The sequence below is a fragment of the Streptomyces sp. Tu6071 genome (assembly GCF_000213055.1).
GTDB lineage: Bacteria > Actinomycetota > Actinomycetes > Streptomycetales > Streptomycetaceae > Streptomyces > Streptomyces evansiae.
In genome coordinates, this window is record NZ_CM001165.1 from 4,070,148 (window position 1) to 4,088,450 (window position 18,303).

At 70.2% G+C, this 18,303-nt stretch carries 19 protein-coding genes; 5 read left to right on the plus strand and 14 right to left on the minus strand.

Annotated features, from left to right (window positions below):
* Nucleotide 1: 1 nt before the first annotated feature.
* The 7 genes from STTU_RS16890 to STTU_RS16920 form a co-directional block, all read right to left on the minus strand.
* Entirely contained in the window at nucleotides 2-1,048 is a 1,047-nt protein-coding gene (locus STTU_RS16890) for a serine hydrolase domain-containing protein (protein WP_007824995.1), read from the minus strand.
* Nucleotides 1,049-1,148: 100 nt separating this feature from the next.
* A complete protein-coding gene (locus STTU_RS16895) occupies nucleotides 1,149-2,270 on the minus strand; it encodes a glycosyltransferase family 4 protein (protein ID WP_043255459.1) in 1,122 nt (373 codons plus the stop codon).
* Nucleotides 2,267-2,803, minus strand: a complete 537-nt coding sequence (locus STTU_RS16900) for a dCTP deaminase (RefSeq protein WP_043255461.1) — start codon at nucleotides 2,801-2,803, stop codon at nucleotides 2,267-2,269. Before STTU_RS16900 ends, STTU_RS16895 begins: the two co-directional genes overlap by 4 nt.
* The gene (dcd, locus tag STTU_RS16905) at nucleotides 2,800-3,339 is read right to left on the minus strand and encodes a dCTP deaminase (RefSeq protein ID WP_043255462.1); all 540 of its coding nucleotides are present in this window, start codon (nucleotides 3,337-3,339) and stop codon (nucleotides 2,800-2,802) included. The genes STTU_RS16900 and dcd overlap by 4 nt, the downstream gene beginning before the upstream one ends.
* Complete coding sequence (locus STTU_RS16910; RefSeq protein ID WP_043255464.1) at nucleotides 3,336-4,562, minus strand: metallophosphoesterase; 1,227 nt, start codon at nucleotides 4,560-4,562, stop codon at nucleotides 3,336-3,338. The genes dcd and STTU_RS16910 overlap by 4 nt, the downstream gene beginning before the upstream one ends.
* Nucleotides 4,559-5,875 carry a UDP-N-acetylglucosamine 1-carboxyvinyltransferase gene (locus tag STTU_RS16915; RefSeq protein WP_007825002.1) on the minus strand — a complete coding sequence of 439 codons (1,317 nt, stop codon included), beginning with the start codon at nucleotides 5,873-5,875 and terminating at the stop codon, nucleotides 4,559-4,561. The genes STTU_RS16910 and STTU_RS16915 overlap by 4 nt, the downstream gene beginning before the upstream one ends.
* Before the next feature lie 132 nt (nucleotides 5,876-6,007).
* Nucleotides 6,008-6,607, minus strand: a complete 600-nt coding sequence (locus tag STTU_RS16920; RefSeq protein ID WP_234019249.1) for an ATP-binding protein — start codon at nucleotides 6,605-6,607, stop codon at nucleotides 6,008-6,010.
* A 190-nt stretch (nucleotides 6,608-6,797) separates the two neighbouring features.
* Between STTU_RS16920 and STTU_RS16925 the strand changes: the two genes are divergently transcribed.
* Together STTU_RS16925 and STTU_RS16930 are read left to right on the plus strand one after the other, a co-directional pair.
* Nucleotides 6,798-8,291 (plus strand): helix-turn-helix domain-containing protein, encoded by a 1,494-nt coding sequence (locus STTU_RS16925; RefSeq protein WP_007825012.1) that lies wholly within the window; start codon nucleotides 6,798-6,800, stop codon nucleotides 8,289-8,291.
* Entirely contained in the window at nucleotides 8,288-8,983 is a 696-nt protein-coding gene (locus STTU_RS16930) for an HAD family hydrolase (protein ID WP_043255468.1), read from the plus strand. Before STTU_RS16925 ends, STTU_RS16930 begins: the two co-directional genes overlap by 4 nt.
* A 62-nt stretch (nucleotides 8,984-9,045) precedes the next feature.
* Here STTU_RS16930 and STTU_RS16935 read toward each other — a convergent pair whose 3' ends face one another.
* The 4 genes from STTU_RS16935 to STTU_RS16950 form a co-directional block, all read right to left on the minus strand.
* Nucleotides 9,046-10,758 (minus strand): relaxase/mobilization nuclease domain-containing protein, encoded by a 1,713-nt coding sequence (locus STTU_RS16935; protein ID WP_043255470.1) that lies wholly within the window; start codon nucleotides 10,756-10,758, stop codon nucleotides 9,046-9,048.
* Entirely contained in the window at nucleotides 10,755-11,195 is a 441-nt protein-coding gene (locus tag STTU_RS16940; protein ID WP_007825019.1) for a plasmid mobilization protein, read from the minus strand. The genes STTU_RS16935 and STTU_RS16940 overlap by 4 nt, the downstream gene beginning before the upstream one ends.
* 255 nt (nucleotides 11,196-11,450) lie before the next feature.
* Nucleotides 11,451-12,257: a DUF2637 domain-containing protein gene (locus tag STTU_RS16945; protein ID WP_007825021.1), complete on the minus strand. Its 807-nt coding sequence runs from the start codon at nucleotides 12,255-12,257 to the stop codon at nucleotides 11,451-11,453.
* 194 nt (nucleotides 12,258-12,451) lie between these two features.
* Complete coding sequence (locus tag STTU_RS16950) at nucleotides 12,452-13,699, minus strand: DUF3631 domain-containing protein (RefSeq protein WP_043255474.1); 1,248 nt, start codon at nucleotides 13,697-13,699, stop codon at nucleotides 12,452-12,454.
* Between the two features lie 303 nt (nucleotides 13,700-14,002).
* Between STTU_RS16950 and STTU_RS16955 the strand changes: the two genes are divergently transcribed.
* The 3 genes from STTU_RS16955 to STTU_RS16965 all read left to right on the plus strand — a co-directional run bounded on the left by STTU_RS16955 (nucleotide 14,003) and on the right by STTU_RS16965 (nucleotide 16,088).
* A complete protein-coding gene (locus STTU_RS16955; RefSeq protein ID WP_007825027.1) occupies nucleotides 14,003-14,488 on the plus strand; it encodes a helix-turn-helix domain-containing protein in 486 nt (161 codons plus the stop codon).
* Nucleotides 14,489-14,667: 179 nt separating this feature from the next.
* Nucleotides 14,668-14,886 (plus strand): excisionase family DNA-binding protein, encoded by a 219-nt coding sequence (locus tag STTU_RS16960; RefSeq protein WP_007825029.1) that lies wholly within the window; start codon nucleotides 14,668-14,670, stop codon nucleotides 14,884-14,886.
* Entirely contained in the window at nucleotides 14,886-16,088 is a 1,203-nt protein-coding gene (locus tag STTU_RS16965; protein WP_007825032.1) for a tyrosine-type recombinase/integrase, read from the plus strand. Before STTU_RS16960 ends, STTU_RS16965 begins: the two co-directional genes overlap by 1 nt.
* Before the next feature lie 172 nt (nucleotides 16,089-16,260).
* On the opposite strand, the gene STTU_RS34685 is transcribed toward STTU_RS16965, so the two are convergent.
* The 3 genes from STTU_RS34685 to STTU_RS16975 form a co-directional block, all read right to left on the minus strand.
* Nucleotides 16,261-16,641, minus strand: a complete 381-nt coding sequence (locus tag STTU_RS34685; RefSeq protein ID WP_141712430.1) for a hypothetical protein — start codon at nucleotides 16,639-16,641, stop codon at nucleotides 16,261-16,263.
* A 59-nt stretch (nucleotides 16,642-16,700) separates the two neighbouring features.
* On the minus strand, nucleotides 16,701-17,051 hold the full coding sequence (locus STTU_RS16970) for a hypothetical protein (protein ID WP_043255476.1): 351 nt from the start codon (nucleotides 17,049-17,051) through the stop codon (nucleotides 16,701-16,703).
* A 109-nt stretch (nucleotides 17,052-17,160) separates the two neighbouring features.
* Complete coding sequence (locus STTU_RS16975; protein WP_007825037.1) at nucleotides 17,161-17,823, minus strand: hypothetical protein; 663 nt, start codon at nucleotides 17,821-17,823, stop codon at nucleotides 17,161-17,163.
* Between the last annotated feature and the right edge of the window lie 480 nt (nucleotides 17,824-18,303).

Here is an 18,303-nt window from a genome sequence, read left to right on the forward strand (position 1 = left end):
CTCATTGGCTGAAAGCCAGACCGCGAAAGGCATTGCGCACGTCGGCCAGCAGCTGGCGGTCGCGGGTGCAGTAGAGCTTGTTGGTCAGCAGTACTGCCCACCGGTCCTGAGCTGGGGAGATCCACATGCCGGTGCCCGTGAAGCCGTAGTGGACCCAGACGTCCTGCTCCCTGGTGGTCCCCGGTGCCGGATGCCAGAACAGCCCGCGTTCCGGTTGGAGGTTGTCGGTCTGCACGGTGAGGGACTGGGCGATCCACTCGGTCCCGAAGCCCGCCTTGGTGCGGGCTGTCGCGGGAGCGAGCATGTACCGCAGGAAGGCGGCGACGTCGTCGAGGATGGTGAAGACGCCCGCGATGCCGCATACGCCGCCGAGGAGGCGGGCGGAGAAGTCGTGGGCGGTGCCCTTGAGGTGGTTGCCAGTGTCCTCGTCGAGTTCGGTGGGGGCGCAGCGGGGTGACATGTCGGCGGGCAGGGGGCCGAAGCGCGTGGAGTCCATGCCGAGTGGGCGCCAGGTCCTCTCCTCGCAGAGCCGATCGAGGGGCTGGCCGGAGAGGTGTTCGGCGAGGTAGCCGAGGATGAGGGCGGCCCGGTCGGTGTACTCGACGGCTTCGCCGGGCGGCCGGTTGAGGGCTTCGTGCAGAACCCCCCTGCGAACAGCGACGGGGTCGGTTCCGTACAGGTTCTTCAGCTGCGCCCGTAGGGGCAGGCCAGCGGTGTGCGTGAGGAGCTGCCGGGCGGTCACGGCACCGAGGGGGTGGCCCGCGACCTCGTCCCAGAAGGTCCCGAGCGGGGCGTCGAGATCGAGGACGCCGTCCTCCCACAGGGCCCCGGTGGAGGCCCAGACGGCCAGGATCTTGGTCAGGCTGGCGACGTCGAAGACGGTGTCCGGCCGCATCCGCACATCCGGCTCGTCCGGGTCCAGGACACCGGTGGCGCCCCGCGCCCGTACCCCGCCCGAGTCGCCGACGGCCCATACCGCGCCTGGGTAGACCTTGTCGCGGACGCCTTCGCTCAGCAGGTGCTCGATGCGGTCGGTGCGGTACGGCATGGTCTCCCTCTTCGTATGGGCGTCCCGTGGGCAGCGTAGTGAGCCCGCTCGGAGAGGCGGGGCAGCGGCGTGCCGAAGGTCGCTTCGGCATGGCCGGATCTCAGGTGAGCTGTCGGCCGAGGCCGACAAGTTCTCGGGCGGTCTTCGACAGGGGGTAGCGCGCGGCGTTGGCGTATCCGGCCTGCCGCATCGCGGGCAGGAAGTCGGGTTCGGTTCGCAGGCGGTCCATGTCCCGGGCGAACGCGGAGGGGCGGGTGAAGTCGGTGGCCAGACCGGAGCGGGCCAAGGCTTCGCTGAGGCCGGGCACCGGCTGGTAGAGGATGGGGAGGCCGCAGGCTTGGGCTTCGAGGGCGACCAAGCCCATCGCCTCCAGGGTGGTGGACGGCATGACGAGGGCGTCGTGTTCGGAGAAGGCTTTCCACAGCTGTGGACGGCGCAGCCAGCCAAGGTAGCGGGCGCTCACCCCGGCCCGTTGCAGTCGGGGAGCCAGCACGCGGAACTGGGCGCGCGGTGCGGCGATCGACAGCTCGACGCCTCGGAGCGGGGCCACGCTCCGGATCAGGGCCTCGACGCCCTTCTCGGCGGTCAGTCGGCCCGCGTACAGCAGGCGGACGTGACCTTTCGCCAGGCGAGGAGTGCGGAGGGGCGGATGGGCGAGGAGCCGGTCCGGGATGCCCCACGGGATGTGGGTGATCTTGCGGCGGTCGGTCTGCGGGGCGAGCTTGAGGAGATGGTCGGCCATCGCGTTGGTGGGGACGACGATGGCGTCGACGGCGCGAGCGGTCGCCCGCAGGACCTGGAGCTGGTCGCGGTGGGTCTCGGCGAAGAGCAGGTCGGTGCCGTGGACCAAGGCGATACGGGGGTGCCCGGGCAGGGCCCGGATCAGGGCGGGGGTGGCGCCGAAGGCGAGGTGGTGCAGGTGCAGCACCTCGATGTGGGCGGGATCGACCGCAGAGAGCAGGGCTTGTTGCAAGTTGCCGACGTACCGGTGGAAGGCCGGGCCCTCCAGGCACTTGCCCGGCACCCTGAGCAGGTTGAGCCCGGTCGGCGTCCGCAGGCGGGGGCCGCTCGGAGCGAGCATGAAAGCCTGCGCGGGGATGAGGGGTTCGTCGCCGGTGTAGAGGTCGAGGAACAGTTCTACGCTGCCGCCGGGGCTGCCTGCGGGCAGGTCCAGGAATGTGGCCGTCATCTGCTTCGGAGCGGGGCTCCCCAGGTCGCTCATCGGCGGCCTCCGCCGATCTCCTCGTACAGACGGGAGATGTCGATGCCCTCGGTGCTCGCGTACTTCGCCGACTGCCGCTGATAGCTGGCCGCTGTCCCCTGCGTGGTGAGGAAGACCAGCTTGCCGAATGTCATGCCCGGGTAGACGCGGACGGGCCGGGCGGCGCGGATCTCCAGGGTCCAGCGGATGGCGTGGCCTTGGTGGCCGAGCGGCGCGGAGACGTGGACCCAGATGCCGAGGGAACCGATGGTGTGGTCGCCGTTGAGCAGCTGCGCGTACGTCTCCGAGCCGGTGCGCTCGTGGGTGACGCCGAGGTAGAGCAGTCCCGGCTGGAGGACCAGGCCGGAGCTGGGGATCGTCTGCTCGGTGTAGGCGGTGGGGGCGGCGGCGTCGAGCTCCCCGGCGCAGACGCGGAGGGTGTCGCCGAGGCGCCAGTCGTAGGCGTTGGGGGAAACGTGGGCGGGGTCGTACGGGTCGATGGTGATCTCGCCGGTTCGGACGGCGGCGGTGATCGCGGGACCGGTGAGGATCACGGGGCGACCGCCTCGACGGGTTCGGCGTCGCGCCAGTAGCGGGAGGGCTGAGGGCCCTCGGCGGCCTGGTACTTGCCCGCGTACAGGTCTATGTCGCCGCTGGAGACGAAGAACATGATCTGCCCGATCTTCATCCCCGCGTAGACACGCAGTGGGCGGACCGGCGAGAGCATCAGGGTCCACTGGCCGTGGAAGCCGATGTCGCCGATGGGGGCGGTGATTTCGACGAACAGGCCGAGTCGGCCGACCGAGGAGCGGCCGAACAGCAGCGGGACGAAGGTGTCGGAGCCGACCTGCTCCAGGGTGTGGCCCAGGTAGAGCTCGCCGGGCTGGAGGACGTATCCGGCCTCGTCGATCTCGACCGTGGTGGTCGGATTCGCCCGGTGGGCGTCGATGACCGGGGTCGTGTACGTCAGGAGCCTGGGACCGAGCCGGACGTTGTAGCTGTTGGGGTTGACCTGCTCCGGCTCGAACGGGCTGATCGTCAGACGGCCGTCCTGGGCGGCGGCGGTGATCTCGGGGCCGGTGAGGATCATCGGATGCCCTCTTCCGCCTCGGGCAGCGGGGTGGCGATGACGCTGCGGACGGCCTCAGCGAGCCGAAGGCCCGCCTGGTGGGTGCGTCCGCCGAGGTAGGTGTCGGCGAGGTAGCCGGTGGTCAGTACGGACCGGACGCCCTGCGGCAGGGGCGAGGGGGAGGCGACCAGCGGGCCGGCCTGCTTGGCCAGGTCCGCGAGCAGTCCGTCTGGGTTCTGCGCCTGCCGGTCGGGGAGGAAGGCGTGGACGAGCTGGTTGTCGAACGGCTCGATGGCCAGCAGGTCTCCGAGTGTGAGGGCATCGCCGAGGCGGGTGGGCCGCAGCGCGGTGTCGTTGAGGACGACGGCGTCGGCGCCGAGGCCGGTGTACAGCCGGGAGGCGATCTCTTCGAGGAGCTGGTGGCGATCGAGGACGGTATCGCGGTAGGGCTCGTTGACGGTGCCGAGGCGGGTGGCGAGCCTTTGCCACGTAGAGGCGATCTTCTCCTCCAGGGCGGCGAGGTGGTGCGGGACCGTCGCCGGGGCGGGGAAGACGGCGATACGGGCGGCCCAGCCGGAGCCGACGGGTTCGGCGGCGGCGTATCCGGCGCCCAGCTCGCGGCCCTTGACCACGAGGGTGTCGCCGACGCGCACCGGTCCGTAGGTGTCGCTGTGGCAGTGCCCGGCGAAGACGACGTCCAGGAACGGGCAGGCGAGGGCGAGTTCGAGGTCCTCTTCGAAACCGGAGTGGGACAGCACGATCCAGGAGTCGACGTGGTGGTGGTGCTCCAGCATCAGCTCACGCAGCGCGGTCACGGGGTCGGTGACGCGGTGCCTCGCCCGTTGAACGGCGGGGATGGTGTGGAACGCGCTGACGCCGATGACCGCGGAGACGGCGACCCGGCGGCCGTGCATGTCGACGATACGGAGGCGGTCGAACAGCGGCTGCCCGGTGGTGGCTTCGACGGCGTTGGCGCAGATCGTCATCTCGCGCAGGCCCGGTTCGAAGTAGTGGGGCCAGCCATGGTTGCCCGGTGCCAGCACGTCGTACAGCGTGATGAGGATCTCGCGCTCGATGGCACCCTTGCCCAGCCGGTAGAAGCCGGTGCCCTCGAAGAAGTCGCCGCAGTCGGTGATGAGCGAGGTTGCCTTGAGGTCGTGCAGGTGGGGAAGGAGCCTGCCGGCCTGGTCGAGGGCGGAGTGGACGTCGGTGGTGGCCACGATCTGGCCGTACGTCCTGCTCATCGCGGTACGTCGGTGAGGTCGGCGCCGAGGGCGCGGAGTTTGGCGGGCAGGTCGGCGTGTCCTCGGCGCAGCTGGTCGAGGCCGCTGACGGTGGTGGTGCCCCGGGCGGTGAGGCCGGCGATCAGAAGGGCGGAGCCGGTGCGGATGTCGGTGGCCTGCACCGTCGTGCCCGTGAGGCGCTGGGGCCCGGTCAGGCGGCAACGGGTGGGCGACAGCTCCTCGATCACCGCGCCGAGCCGGGCGAGCTGGGGGAGGAGGTTGCCGTGGCGGCCGGGGTTGATGTCGTCGGCGAGCGTGTGGGTGCCGGGCAAGGTGAGCGCCAGGGCCATCAGCGCGGGCTCGAAGTCGGCGTCCAGGCCGTCCGGGGTCAGCGAGGCGATCGCCCGCAGCGGCCCTCCACTCACGGCGCGGGCCCGGTGGACGGTGAAGGCGTCGGCGTCGAGGGTGACGGGAACGCCAGCCCAGTTCAGCAGGTCGGCCAACACCGTGAGGTCCGGCCCGTGGACGCCCTCCACGCGGCCCTCCCCGCCGGTGGCGGCGATCGCGCAGGCCAGGGTGCCCGCCTCGATCTTGTCGCCGGGGACCCTCCAGACGGCGGTCTCGGACGCGGCACCCGGTGGTGGGACCAGAGTGATCTTCCGGCTGTCCGCGTGGGCCGTCCACCCGGCGGCCCGTAAGGCCGCGAGTACGCCCGTGGTCTCCGGGGACAGGTTGGGGTTGCCCAGTTCCAGGCGGTTGCCGGCCACGACTGCCCGGCAGATCGCGGCGACGCTCGCTCCCCGCGAGCGAAACGGCAGCGTCAGGGTGACCTCGTCGCGGCTCCGCTCGGCAGCCAGGACGCGGTACCCGGACTCGTCGAGGAGAACGGCGTCGCCGAACGCCTCGTAGACGGCGAAGTGCAGCTCCATCCCCCGGTCACCGATCCGGCAGCCACCCGGCCAGGGCAGAGCCGCCTGCCCGTGAGCGGCCAACAGCGGCGCCACCAGGTAGTAAGAGGCTCTGATTCGGGTGGCGTCCGTCAGGTCTGGCGCGGTGGTGGGACGCTTGTCGGGCGCCACGATCACGGTTCCCGGCTCGGCGACAGGGCGAGCGACGCGGTAGCCGCTCCGCTCCAACAGACCGAGCATCCTCTGGACGTCGGCGCTGGCCGGGATGCCGGACAGACGGACGGCACGGCCTACGGACGCGGCGGCGGCCAGCAGCGGCAGTGCCGCGTTCTTCGAGCCGTCCACTCGTACCGTCCCGGCGAGTGGGCGGCCGGGGCGGACGGTGACGGTGTCGGCGGCTCTCGTAGAGGTGCGGGCAAGATCCATCAGAACCTCCGGTTCGCGGGTGGAAGGGCGATGTCCCGCCCCTGACGCTTGACCTTGCGTTGCTGCTGCTGGGACGTTTCGCGACGCTGCCGTCCTGCCGTCGTCGGAGTTGGCCGACGGGGCCGGAACCCGTCAGCCGCTGCTGCGGGAGAAGAGGCACCACGTGGTGGCACCGCCGTCACTCACTCCCCAGCGGTCGGCGAGCGTGGCGACCAGGAAGATGCCGCGCCCCGACACCTCGTCGTCGCCGGGGCACCTGATCTCCGCCCGCGCCTGCGGGGCCCCGTCGCGCACCTCGACCACCAACTCGCCCGTGGTCGGCCACACTCGCAGGCTCACGTACCCGGAGCCGTAGCAGACCGCGTTGGTGACGAGTTCCGACACGGCGAGCACGATGTCCCCCGCCAGCGCCTCCGAGGTCCGCCAGCAACGGAGCTGGTCACGGGTGATCCGGCGCATCTCCGCGACGCGGGCCTTGTCGGACGCGAAGGCGACCTCGATGCCGTGGCCCAGGGCGGGCCCGGAGACGAAGTCCGATGCCGGACCGGCAGCGGCGGCCGGGGGCGGAGGCTCGCGCCTGAACCCGGCCGGCCGCCTGGCAGCGTCGGGGGGTTCGGCCGTTCCACGCGACGGACCGTGCTCAGCCTGGGCCCCTGTCGCCGTGGGGAGGGCAGCCGCACGACTGCTCGGTACACGGACGAAGGGGGAGAAGCGCTCTGCCACGATGCCCACGTCCCCGTTCCGATCGGTGAAGGTCTCGACGGGCGGACCGTCGTCGGTCCGTTCCGCCGTGGTGGGAAGAGTGTGGGCGCCTGTTTTCGCCGTACCGACCGCCGCCGCGATATCGCCGCAGCGATATCGATCCGCGCCTAGCCTGTGACTCAGTGAGGTCGTCAACTCCCCGAGTACGGCGGGTGCTGCCATGAAGAAGCCGGGTCGCGCGTGCGGCAAGTGCGGGAGCACGTTGAGTCAGTACAACCCCGACTCCCAGTGCGCGCGGTGCGCTCGCTCCGTAGCCGCGCCGCATGTACCGGATCGGGCTTGGCGTGATGCCTCAGTGCAACAGGCCCTCGCTGTATGGGACTTCGGGGAGCTATTACGCCTGCTCCGCCGCCGATCGGGCCTCTCGCAGATGGACGTACGGGCCCTGACCGGCTTCACCCAGTCGCACATCTCCGACCTGGAGAACGGCCGCAAACAGCTCGGCGGACGGGACGCCATCATCGGCCTGCTCACGGGCCTCGGCATCCCCGCCGACCTCCGGCCGATCCTCCTCACGCCCCTCTCCACACCCCCGCGAACCGCCGTCGCGGAGGCTCTGGACCCGGCTTTGCCGTGGACGGCCACTCGTATGGTGACGTCACTCGAAGTTGCTGTCGGAGGCCCCGTGAAGCGTCGAAACGTGCTGACCGCCCTGAGCGGTTCCGCCCTCACCCCGTACATCCTCCACTCGGCCGTCGCGCCTGCTGAAGCGCTCGCCGCAGAGGGGCGGGAGGGAACGCGGGTGACCGCCTCCCTGCTCGACTCGCTCCAGCGCACGACGGACGCGCTACGGGAGTTGGACGCGACGAGCGGCAGCGGGAACCTGTCCGGGACCGCCACGCGGCACCTGCGCGTCCTGCTCGGCCTCACGAAGTCAGGTACGTACGACGAGAGAACCGGCCGGCGCCTCGCGGCCGTGACCGCCGACACGGCCATGCAGGCGGGTTGGTACGCGCTCGACGGCGGCCGTCATGAGGCCGCGCAGCGTCTTCTCCTGGGCGCGCTCCGCGCGGCCCATGCCTCGCAGGACTCGCGGTTGCGTGCCGGAGCGCTGTCGTTCCTCGCCATCCAGGGCTACTCCGTGGGCGATCCGCGTGATGCGGTCACCGCCACCAGGACCGCACGGCAGTTGCTCGCGGACCAGGACGTCCCCGCCCTGCGCGCGATGCTGCTGACGCGGCAAGCGCGCGGGCACGCCCGCCTGCGCGAAGAGCGGCACGCCCTCGCGGCACTCCAGGAGGCGGAGGCGCTGTGCGCGCGGGGGCCGGGCGAGAACGACCCGCACTGGCTGTACTGGGTGAACCCGGGTGAGATCCATGGACAACGGGGCAGCGTGTACTTGGAGTTGGGTAAGCCCGCCGAAGCTGCGGCGGCTTTCGCGTCGGCCCGAGGCTCACTCGCTGCGGACGCGGCGCGGACGAAGGCGCAGTTCCTCTCCCGCGCGGCAACGGCCCAGATGCGTGCGGGTGATGCCGACGCCGGGTGTGCGACCGGGGAGGAGGTCCTCGGGATGGTGCGGGACGTGCGGTCGGCGAGGCTGGACGAGCACCTGCACGCGATGCTTGCCGAGGCTCGCCGCTTCGGCGGGGCGAGGGCCATACGGTCCTTCGTCGAGCACGGCGAAGAGGTCCTCCGGGAGCGGGTGCCGGCATGATCCTCGTCCTGTGGGACATCGACCGGACCCTCCTCTACGCGGGGGACACCGACCGCCTCGTCTACCGCGAGGTCTTCCGCACCGTCGTCGGCCGCCCGGCGACGAAGCTGCCCGCGAAGGGAACGGGGGTCACGATGCCCGTGGCGGTACGGGAACTCCTCGCGGCCAACGACGTCCCGGAGGCGGACCGTCTGGCCCCCCTCATTGTCGCGCGCCTCCCCGCCGAACTGCTGCGCCACCGGAGCGAGTTGCTTCGGGACGGCCACCTCATGCCAGGCGCGGTCGAAGCCCTCGCAGCGGTACGCGCGGACGCGGACCTCGTCCCGTCGATCGTGACGGGCAACCTGCGGGAGAGCGCCGAGATCAAGCTCGCCGCCTTCGGTCTCACGGAGTACGTGGACGTCTCGCTGGGCGGCTACGCCTCCGACGACCCCCACCGCCCCGCTTTGGTCCGCATCGCCCAGGCCCGCGTGGAACGCGCCCACGGCTGGCCCTTCACCCGCGCGAACACGGTCATCATCGGCGACTCCCTGCAAGACGTCCGCACGGGCCGGGAGGGAGGCGCCCGGGTGATCGGTGTCGCCTCGGGCACGACAGCGGCCGAGGCGCTCGCCGACGCGGGGGCGGATGAAGTGTTGAGCGACCTCACTGACCCGGTGCGGCTGCTGGAGCTGATCCACGCGAGGGGATAGCCGCCTGCGCTTGCCGCCTCACCCGTCCGCTGTTCGTTCGTAGTGTCGGCACGGCGTGAACCTCACCGGCGGCGTACCGGGGTTGTCGGTCCCGGCAGGGGATTCGTCGCCGTCAGATTCGGCCCGGCGCCACGTACCGGACCCCGCACCGTGCTGCGCGCCATAGCCGCCTGCGCGCGGGGGCTGGGTGCCGTGCGTGCGCCGAGTCGGTGGACGCGCCAGGTCAGTACGCGCGCGGGGTTGCGGGTGTTCGCCAGGGAGCGCTGGCCGAGTGCTTGGTCGAGCAGGGCGGTCGCGGAGTGGCCCGTGGCCTCTGCTTCGGCGAGGGCGGTGGCGAGTGCGTCCCAGGCGGGATCGTGGAGGATGCGGTCGGCGTGCTCGGGCACTGCGTGTGCCACGTGCTGGGCGAGTCGCCGCCTCGTCTGGGGCGGAGGTGTGCGCCGAGCGAGGTGGTTCAGCGCGGTGTCGGCGGCGCGTGTGGACGCGGACTGCATGTGCGGGAGGGCTTGCTTGGTCGCGGCCTCCTGCTGGGCGTGTTGGTGTGTGCGGTGCCAGTGCAGGGCGAAGGCCACGGCGGTGAGCGTGGCGTCCAGGAGCATCGCGAACGCTGCTCCGTCACGGTCCGGGGGCCGCTGTCGCCAGATCGTCAGGACACTGCGGCGGAGCACGCGCGCGCTGTGGAGATCAGCGGCGATACGGGAGCGGGTGGCGCGTTCGAAGGCTGTGGCCGCGTGCGCGAGGTCTGCCCTCGTGTCGGCCGGGGCGATGGCGGCCAGCAGGTCCAGCGATGTGCCTAGTGCGGCCAGTTGCCCTTGGGCGAGGTGTTCGTCGCCGTGCGCGAGGTGGTGCGGGACGCGTTCGACGGCGGCGATGGCCTGGTGCCAGGGATCGCCGGCCCGGGTGGCGACGGGCGCACCGGCAGTCGGGGTTTCCAGGCTCTGGCGGATCTTGGGCAGGGACAGGTCGGGGGCGAGGGTGGACCCCGAGTAGAAGACCGGATCGCCCGCCCCGTTGGTGTCGCCGCGCAGGGCGAAGTTGCAGCCCAGGGCATCGCCCGACGGGCCGTGCTTGAGGCGGACGATCACTTCGGTCGCCTCAAGGAGCGAGAAGAACTCGGCCTCGTCCGACGCGGCGGCCACGGCCCTGCGCACACGCAGGCGCAGGACTTGGCGGGTGGTGGTCGCGGCGCCTTGGCGCTTGGCCTTGAAGTGCTCCTTGCTCGTGTGGTGCTTGGCGGCGGTGCCGTCGCCCGGGTTCAGGCGCCGGAGGTCGTAGTCGGCTTCGATCTTCCTGGCTTCCCTCTGGACGGCGCGCTTGTCGTGGTCGCGTGCGGGGCGGCGGCCGTCCTGGCGGACGAGGGTGGCGGCGATGTGGATGTGATCCTCGGCGTGGCGGACGGCCACCCAGCGGCAAGCCTCCTCGTCGCCTTGTGGCGCGATGCCGGCGGCGGCCACGATGCGCCGGGCGATCTCGCCCCACTGCTCGTCGGTGAGGACCGGGTCCTCGGGCGCGGCACGAACGGGGCAGTGCCAGACGGTGTGCACGGGAGCCGCGTCACCGAGCATCCGTACGGGCTGGTCGAGTTGGGCGGCGAGCTGGTCTGCCACGTTCCGGGGGTCGCGATGGGGTGTCCGGCCCGGATCGGGGGCGAAGCCGTTCCAGGACGCCACCACGTGCGGGTCGACGTGCTCGTTGGCCCGGCCGGGGCCGAAGAGGTAGCCGATGGTGCGGTGTGTGGCCCTCGGCCCTTTGCCGAGGATGATCTTCGGGATCACCGTGCCTCCAGCGTGCGGGCGACGGCGGTGTCCACGTCGGCGATCGACGCCTCCACGCGGGCCAGCAGCCGCATGACGGTGTCAGCCAGGGGCCACTCGCCCTCCATGTTCATGTGGCGAGCGAGCTGGTTGAGGTTGCTGCCGACCTTGCCCAGTTGCCCGTTGGCGGTCATCAGCGCCTGCACCATGGCGCGGTAGTCGGCGACGGCGGCGGTCGGGTCGTCGGCGCGGGCAGCCGCGAGCGCGCTTTCGGCGACGTAGCCGCCGGGGGTCATGCGGCTCAGAGCGGCGGCGTCGCGCACGAGTACGAACTCGGCGTCGTTGAAGCGCGGCGAGACGCGGCGGTCGCGGAGCTTCGGGTTTCGCAGACGGCGATGCGGTGCGCACTGCTGCGGTGCGTCGGGTGTCCGGTGGGCGGGCCCTTCCCCGGTCGGCACCCCTGGGCCGGCCGTCTCCGACGCACCCCGGGCGTCGGACGCCTCGGCCCCCACGGGGGCCGAGGCCGGGTAAGGACTCCTTACCCGACAACTTGCTGCGTCTGTGTCTGTGGTGTGCACGTTTTTCCCGGCGGCGGGTACGGAGGGCTGCTGAGAGCTGTTCTCGGGCACGAGGACTCCTGCAAGAAGCGGAACGAGGAGCCCGGCCTCCCGCGCTCGGAGCGAAGGAGGCCGGGGATGGTGCGGGCCTGCGGATCAGTGCGTACCGGCGCCGACGGCGGCGTCGCGCTCGCCTTGCAGCAGGTCCTTGACCTCGTCCAGGCGGCTGCGGGAGATGCCGAATCCCTGGGCACGTATGGCCTGTTCGACGTTGCGGCGGGAGACGCGGTCACCGCGTCCGAGGGGAGCGGTGCGCCCGATGGCGACGGCCTCGTCGAGGGGGAGGATCGGCGGGTGTCCCGTGCCGGTGCGGGCGGGGAGTGCCTGCGGCTTGGCGTGGGCTTCCGGCTCGGTCGCGTCGGTTGTGGCGGGGGTCGGCGCGCTGATGGTGCGGGCCGGCGACGTGTGGCCCTCCTCTTTGTGGCGGTTGTCCGCGACGTGGCGGCGGCCCATGAGGAGGTAGAGGTGTACGGCTCCGGCGAGGGCGAGCGGTGGGATGGCGGAGATCGTTCCCACGGTGATGTCGCCGAGGGCGAGTCCGGTGTGGCGGGTCTGCTGGTTGAGGCGGATGGCGTGGAGGACGTTGGCCCAGATGCTGGTGGCGGTGGCGAGGCCGACGAGGGACCAGATGTAGAGGCGGCTGGGGAGCGGGGTGGCGCGCAGCACGAGGAGTGCGCCGATACCGATGGCGATGAAGCCGTCGATGACGAGGGGGAAGGCGTAGGTGAGCGCGGGGTGGATCTGGCTGGCGGCGGCCATCTGGCGCAGGGCGTCGTAGGAGAGCGCGAAGGCGGCGAGGGCCAGTAGCGCGACGCCGGTCCGGACGGCTGCGGTCAGTGCGACAGGCTCGGCGGCCGGGGCCAGCGGGACCGGCTCGGCGGGCGGCGTGGGAGGGGTGGGCAAGGGGTGCTCCAGGAGGGGTACGGCTGTCGGCCGGTCGGTGCCGGCGAAGAAGGTGGGGGACCCGTCGCGACCCGTCGCGTGCCTGTTCAGAGCAGGTACGGGTGCGGGCGCGGCATCGGGACGACTCGTCACCGCGCCGCGACCCGTCACCGCGCTGACCTGCGGGGCGACGAGTCGTGACGGGTCGTGTCGGGTCAGGTCCCGGCCGGTGCTCCGGTAGCGGCCGATGCGTCGGCACCGACCGATGCTTCGGTCCCGGCCGGTGCTCCGGGTACGGGCTCGGGGCAGTACCGCGCCCAGGAGTCGGCGAAGTCCAGGCGGGCGTAGCCCCGTGCCTGGACGTTGCCGTGGAAGCGGCGTACCGCGGAGCTGATCCCGTACTCCTTGAGGAGGATCTGGAGACCCCGGGGAGTCAGACCGTTGACGGTGTACTCGGGCCAGGGCGTCTCGGCGTCCTGGTTGAGGATGTCGAGGAGACGGCTGGTGCGGAGCGCGGGCGGGTTGCCCTCGGTGGTGAAGGCGTGTCGGATGTCGGCGAGGAGGCGGATGCCGAGGCTGCCGTTGTCCTGCTCGTTCGCGGCCTCGCGCTCGGTCATCACCTGGCAGGCGGTGCGCGCCAGGTCGGGCCACGGTCCGCCCGCCAGGTCGGCGACGGCGACGAGGGGCTGCCAGGTGTCGGCCGCGCGATCCTGTACGGGCATGGCGGGGGTCATCTCCATCGCCTTGGCGTGGAGCGGGTCCAGCCAGGTGGCGAGCTGGTCGCGTACGGCGTGCAGGGCCGGGGTGTCGCGGAAGGTGCGGAACTCCGTGACCTTCTCGCCCGGCCTGCGCCGGCGCATACGGATGACGACCGACCTGTCCATGATCGTGTCGGGCAGATCGCCGATCCCGGCCAGGGCGGCCATGGCGAAGGTGGGGTGCTTCGTGACCTCGTGATTGGGGCCCGAGACGCGCAGAGTGGGGCGGTTGCGCTGGTGTCCCGCGTTGAGCAGGCCGCGCAGTTCCTCGTTCTTCTCCGCGACCTTCGAGGAGCCGAAGAGGGTGTCGGCCTCGTCCACGAGGAGCGTGGGCGGGTCCTCGGTGATGGACCGGTAGATCGCGGCTGCCGAGGCGTTGACCGTGATCAAGGGGTCGTGGACGCTCTCGGTGATCACGTCCAGCAGCCGTGACTTCCCGCAGCGCTTGGCGGGTCCGACGACGGCCAGGCGGGGCGCGTGCTGCCACGCCTTCTGGAGGTGCGTGGCGGCCACCCACAGGGTCACCGCCGTGAAGGTCTCCTCGCCCGGCAGCACGACGTACCGGCGCAGATGCTCACGGATTTCTTCCAGGGCGCGCTGCCCCTCGGTGACCTGCGGAGAGACGGGCCGACCAGGTATCGCCACCGGCGGCCAAGCGGGGTCTGCGGGCGGCTGGGATGGCGCGTTCGGGGCGGGATCGTTCATACTCGACATGAAGCTCCTCTGCTTGCGGGCCACTGGGACGGCAATCCCGGCCTCGCGAGTCGTCGTTCAGGGATGGGCGGCTTGAGGTTTGCGCTGTGAGCCCCTCGGTGTTGCGTCACCGGGGGGCTTTCCGCGTTTCATACGCACCCGACGGGTGCCCCACCAGAGCGCAAGGGTCCCGTGGGAGTACGACTGTACCACCACCTCTGCCGTACGCATAGCACTTTGCGTACGGCAGAACCGATGCTAGGGTTGTGCCACGTCGCAAAGGTGCGGTGAGACGTACCGCTGAAAGGAGGCGCGATGCCGGACGACGAGGACACGTCAGCGGGGGTGATCCTCAGTGGCGAGGAGAACGCCGCCGTGCGCGTCAAGCTCGAACGAGAGAAGCGGGGCTGGAGCACGACCACGGTCTCCGACCTGCTGAACGAGGCCGGCTTCGACATGAACCCGTCCGCCGTGTGGCGCATCGAGAACCGCAAGCGCCGCATCAACCTCGACGAGGCCATCGGCTTCGCCGAGGTCTTCGGCGTCCCGCTCACCAACTTCGTGGGACCGCCGCGCCTCGCGACCATGGGCCGCGCCATGGAACTGATCGACGGCGTCGTCGCCGCCTACAGAGCCTCGCACCGCGCCAACCACGAGGCCCGCGAGGCCCGAGACCGCCTCGACGCTTACCTGGCCGACCACCCGGACATCCGCGAAGAGGCGGACGTGATGGTGTCCAACGCCATCGCCACCGAGATGACGAAGATCAACGAAGAGTACGGGCCCGACTCGGATTCATAACCGCCCGTACCTCGTCCGTCGTGAGCCGCAAACCCTCACGACGGACGCACCACACGACCCATCCCAGAACGACCCGGCCGCAGCGGAGTTGCCGCTCCGCTCCTCGGCCAGAACCGGAGCACCCCTTGCCCCACCAGGCGATACCGCACGCCTCCGCCCAGCCCCCTCGGCGAGAGGAGGTGAACACCCACGACCCGCTCCTCACGGTGGACCAGGCCGCCGAACGCCTCGGCACCGGCGTCCGCTTCATCCGCCGGCTCATCCAGGAACGCCGCATCCGCTACGTGAAGCTCGGCAAGCACGTCCGGATCCCGGAGAGCGTACTCACGGCCTACGTCGCGGAGCGGACGGTCGAACCCGTCCGGGGGCGACGCTCCGGTTTCGGGCTGGTGGCCTGATGGCACGATCCCGCACGAGGGCCCCGCGCCGCAGCTTTGGGGCGATACGCCGTCTTCCCTCGGGGCGGTGGCAGGCTCGCTACCCCGGGACGGACGGTTCACTGCGCGCGGCCCCGGAGCGGTACGAGACCAAACGCGAAGCCGAACTGTTCCTTGCCCAGGTGCAGGCCGACCAGGCCCGGGGCGACTGGATCGACCCGACCGCGGGCGAGGTGCTGTTCGCCGAGTACGCCACCCGGTGGATCGACGAGCGCGGCGTCGCGCCCACCACCGAGGAGCTGTACCGGCGGCTGCTCCGCCTCCACCTGGAGCCGACCTTCGGCGACACGTACGTCAACGCCATCGGCCCCGCCAAGGTCAGGACGTGGCGCGCGGAACGGCGGAAGGTGACCGGTGCCACGACGACGGCCAAGTCGTACCGCCTGCTGAAGGCCATCATGCAGACGGCTGTCGAGGACGACCTGATCCGCAGGAACCCCTGCTTCATCCGTGGGGCCGGCCGCGAGGACGCTGCCGAGCGACCGGTGGCGACTGTGGAACAGGTCTTCGCGCTGGCGGACGCAATCGGCATCCGCTGGCGGCTGATGGTCCTGCTCGGTGCCTTCGCCTCCATGCGCCCTGAGGAACTGGCAGAACTGCGCCGGTCGGACATCGACCTCGACGCTGGATCGGTACGGGTCCGGCGGGCCGCACCGGAGCTGAACACAGGTCACCGGGTGGTCGGCGATCCCAAGTCCCGTGCCGGGAAGAGGGAGATCATGCTGCCGAGCTTCACCCTCCTCGATGTCCGGCGGCATCTGGAGTGGTTCGCTCAGGACGGGCCGGACGGCCTTGTCTTCGTCGGGGAGCGGGGGGCTGCCCTTCGGGGCACCACCTTCGGCCGGAAGTGGCGCAGTGCCCGCGACACGGTCGGCCTGCCGAAGGAGTTCCGCTTCTACGACCTCCGGCACACGGGCAACACCCTCGCCGCCGACACCGGCGCCAAGCTGAAGGACCTGATGGTCCGCGCCGGCCAGTCCTCGGAACGGGCTCAACTGATCTACCAGCACTCCACGAAGGCGCATCAGCGCAGGCTCGCCGACGACATCGACGCCGACGTACGCCGCCAGCGCGCGGCGGGCCGGCCCCTCGGCGCCGTTGCTGTCCCCCGAGGCACTCCGGCGCCGCCGATGGGCTCCGGTGGAGCTGCGCGAGCGAGGTGAGAGGCGCGGGTGGGGGTCCAAGCAGACCTCCACCCGCTGCCACTCGGAATGGTCGCTAGGATCCGGCGCCGGCGTTAGCAAGCCAAGGAAGGAATCCTTGACGTCGACGACCTAGCCCCCGCGCCGATCACGCAGGCGACGCTTCGGAAGCGCCAGATGTCCGGCCCGAGTCTCACCGTGCGCGAATCAGTTCACGCATGATCCGTTCTGCGTCAGGTTCGGTGATCTCCCAACTATCAAGATCTCCACGGACCCTGTAGAAGGGTTCAAGTGCCGCGAGCGCCACTTTGGCCTCAGACATGGCGTCGATGTATCGGTCAACGCTCCGTTCCCGAAGCCGCAAGCTGTAAGCCTCCGCCGCAGCGACATCGCCCCCCAGATAGGTGGCGTGCACGCCGGTTGGGAGATGCCTGGCTACCTGAGCGACGCGAAGCGCGGAGATGGCTTGATTGAACGCCTCCTTCCTCGTGCGTCTCCACGACAGGTGCGACGTCAGCCATGGGGACAGCGAAGCGCCGGTGAATGCACCTACCAGACCAGCAATCGGTGTCACCCAAGTGATAGCTCCGCCCATGATTTCCCCTGTTCGATACGGCCGTATGGCCACGGCCCTTACAGCCACAGGGAGAGGACACTTCCCGCAGCACTCAGTAGAACCCCCGCCACAGCCAGCAGCGCTGGCCATTTGAGTCCTTGGGCAACGAGCGTCAGAGCATTCAACTGGGCGTGCTCGTCGAAGTACTCCACCATCCCGTAGTTCCCATGCGGCGTTCGGATGGCGTGTCGAAGAGCAGACTTCTGCTCATCTGGAATCGACTCGTCACGAGCGATGTCATCTAGACGCTGAAGGTCGGACTTGAGCGACCGATAGTTCCTCAGCGTCCCAGCCGCACCCCAGTAGACGCCGGCAACGGAGAGCACGGCGCCAACGCACACCACGACGACGGTGATCACAAACAGCACGTGAGGATGCTACGTGGCTCTGCGGAGAGAATCACTTGATCTGCATGTCCTAAGACCAAGGTGCTGGGCGCAGAGTGTTGCCCTCCGGACTGTTTCGCCTGAGCCCATCTCATGCTGTGTCGCCAGAGCTGGATCGCCGCTGGTGTACGGGCGCAGCATGTGTCCTCGAAGGCGCCGATCGGCGGTTGTTCGGAACTAGCGCGTGCACGGCTTTCTCGATCTTGCTCAGCTTGTCTTCCACACGCTTGGTGGGCCGCTCTTCGAGGAGGACCCACTTCAGAGCATCGAGATCAACGGTGTACTGAGCCGTCTCCACCTCTCCTTCGGGTCCGTTAGCGTCCACCGTGAAGGTGTAGACGCGGGGCAGTTGAACGTTCTCGAACCGATCTTGGTTGTCCAGGAGGAACGTCAGACGGCGGCGCGGCGGCAGGATGGGGATCGGCCGGGCCAAGATCTCCTGCATGACCTGAGTGAGATCAGGCTCTCCAGGTCGCGGCTCCCACCCGGACTCAAGCGGTGGGTCGCAGGAGATGCGAACGTCGCGGGCAACGGTCGGACCGGTGTTCTCGATGATCAGCAGAAGCGACCCGTGGTTGCCGTCGGGCTGAATGTCGACGATGACGTATGGCTCGTTCTGCTCCCGGTGGATACGTTCCGAGAGAACCAGTTGCTTGTTTGCGGCTACGCGTGCGATAGCGGCTTGCCAGGTGGCGATAAGGGCGGCGACGACGGCAACGATGACCGTCCACTGGTCGGTTGTAAGTTGATCCATGAGCTGACGTTACCGACAGGGGCCGACAAGGCAACGCTTTGCGATGAGAGCGAGACTGCTAATGCCGGGTGCTCGTCGATCGTTGCGGCGAAGGGGCGCGTCCCTGACTGGTAGCGGCTCGCGTCCCCCCCGCAACAAGTGTGCCTGGGGAGCGCGTTTCGGGCTCAGCGGCTTGTGTCGAGCCCGTGGCCGCATGGGCTGCCCGCGGATGTGTCCCTCTGGCCCGCGAAGCTCAGTCAGACCATCTCCGCCCGAGGCACCCGCCTCCGGTGATGCCGGCCGGATTGTCCTCTGCTTCGACATCCCTGAGGCCCCCCTCTATGGCACGCGAATGGCACGCCGCCTCGGAGAGGTCTAGACAACAACAAAGCCCCAGGCCATCGACCTGGGGCTTTCTCATGGAGCGGGTGACGAGAATCGAACTCGCGCTCTGAGCTTGGGAATCACCGTCGTCAATGACTGAAAGAACCGGCTGAGCAG

What these genes read in the sequence shown, in the direction of transcription:
- STTU_RS16955 (WP_007825027.1), top strand. Translation starts at nt 14,003, where the DNA reads ATGCCGGACGACGAGGACACGTCAGCGGGGGTGATCCTCAGTGGCGAG.
- STTU_RS16965 (WP_007825032.1), top strand. Translation starts at nt 14,886, where the DNA reads ATGGCACGATCCCGCACGAGGGCCCCGCGCCGCAGCTTTGGGGCGATA.
- STTU_RS16915 (WP_007825002.1), bottom strand. Translation starts at nt 5,875, where the DNA reads ATGGATCTTGCCCGCACCTCTACGAGAGCCGCCGACACCGTCACCGTC.
- dcd (WP_043255462.1), bottom strand. Translation starts at nt 3,339, where the DNA reads ATGATCCTCACCGGCCCCGAGATCACCGCCGCCGCCCAGGACGGCCGT.
- STTU_RS16975 (WP_007825037.1), bottom strand. Translation starts at nt 17,823, where the DNA reads ATGGATCAACTTACAACCGACCAGTGGACGGTCATCGTTGCCGTCGTC.
- STTU_RS16910 (WP_043255464.1), bottom strand. Translation starts at nt 4,562, where the DNA reads ATGAGCAGGACGTACGGCCAGATCGTGGCCACCACCGACGTCCACTCC.
- STTU_RS16950 (WP_043255474.1), bottom strand. Translation starts at nt 13,699, where the DNA reads ATGAACGATCCCGCCCCGAACGCGCCATCCCAGCCGCCCGCAGACCCC.
- STTU_RS16895 (WP_043255459.1), bottom strand. Translation starts at nt 2,270, where the DNA reads ATGAGCGACCTGGGGAGCCCCGCTCCGAAGCAGATGACGGCCACATTC.
- STTU_RS16890 (WP_007824995.1), bottom strand. Translation starts at nt 1,048, where the DNA reads ATGCCGTACCGCACCGACCGCATCGAGCACCTGCTGAGCGAAGGCGTC.
- STTU_RS16925 (WP_007825012.1), top strand. Translation starts at nt 6,798, where the DNA reads ATGAAGAAGCCGGGTCGCGCGTGCGGCAAGTGCGGGAGCACGTTGAGT.
- STTU_RS16930 (WP_043255468.1), top strand. Translation starts at nt 8,288, where the DNA reads ATGATCCTCGTCCTGTGGGACATCGACCGGACCCTCCTCTACGCGGGG.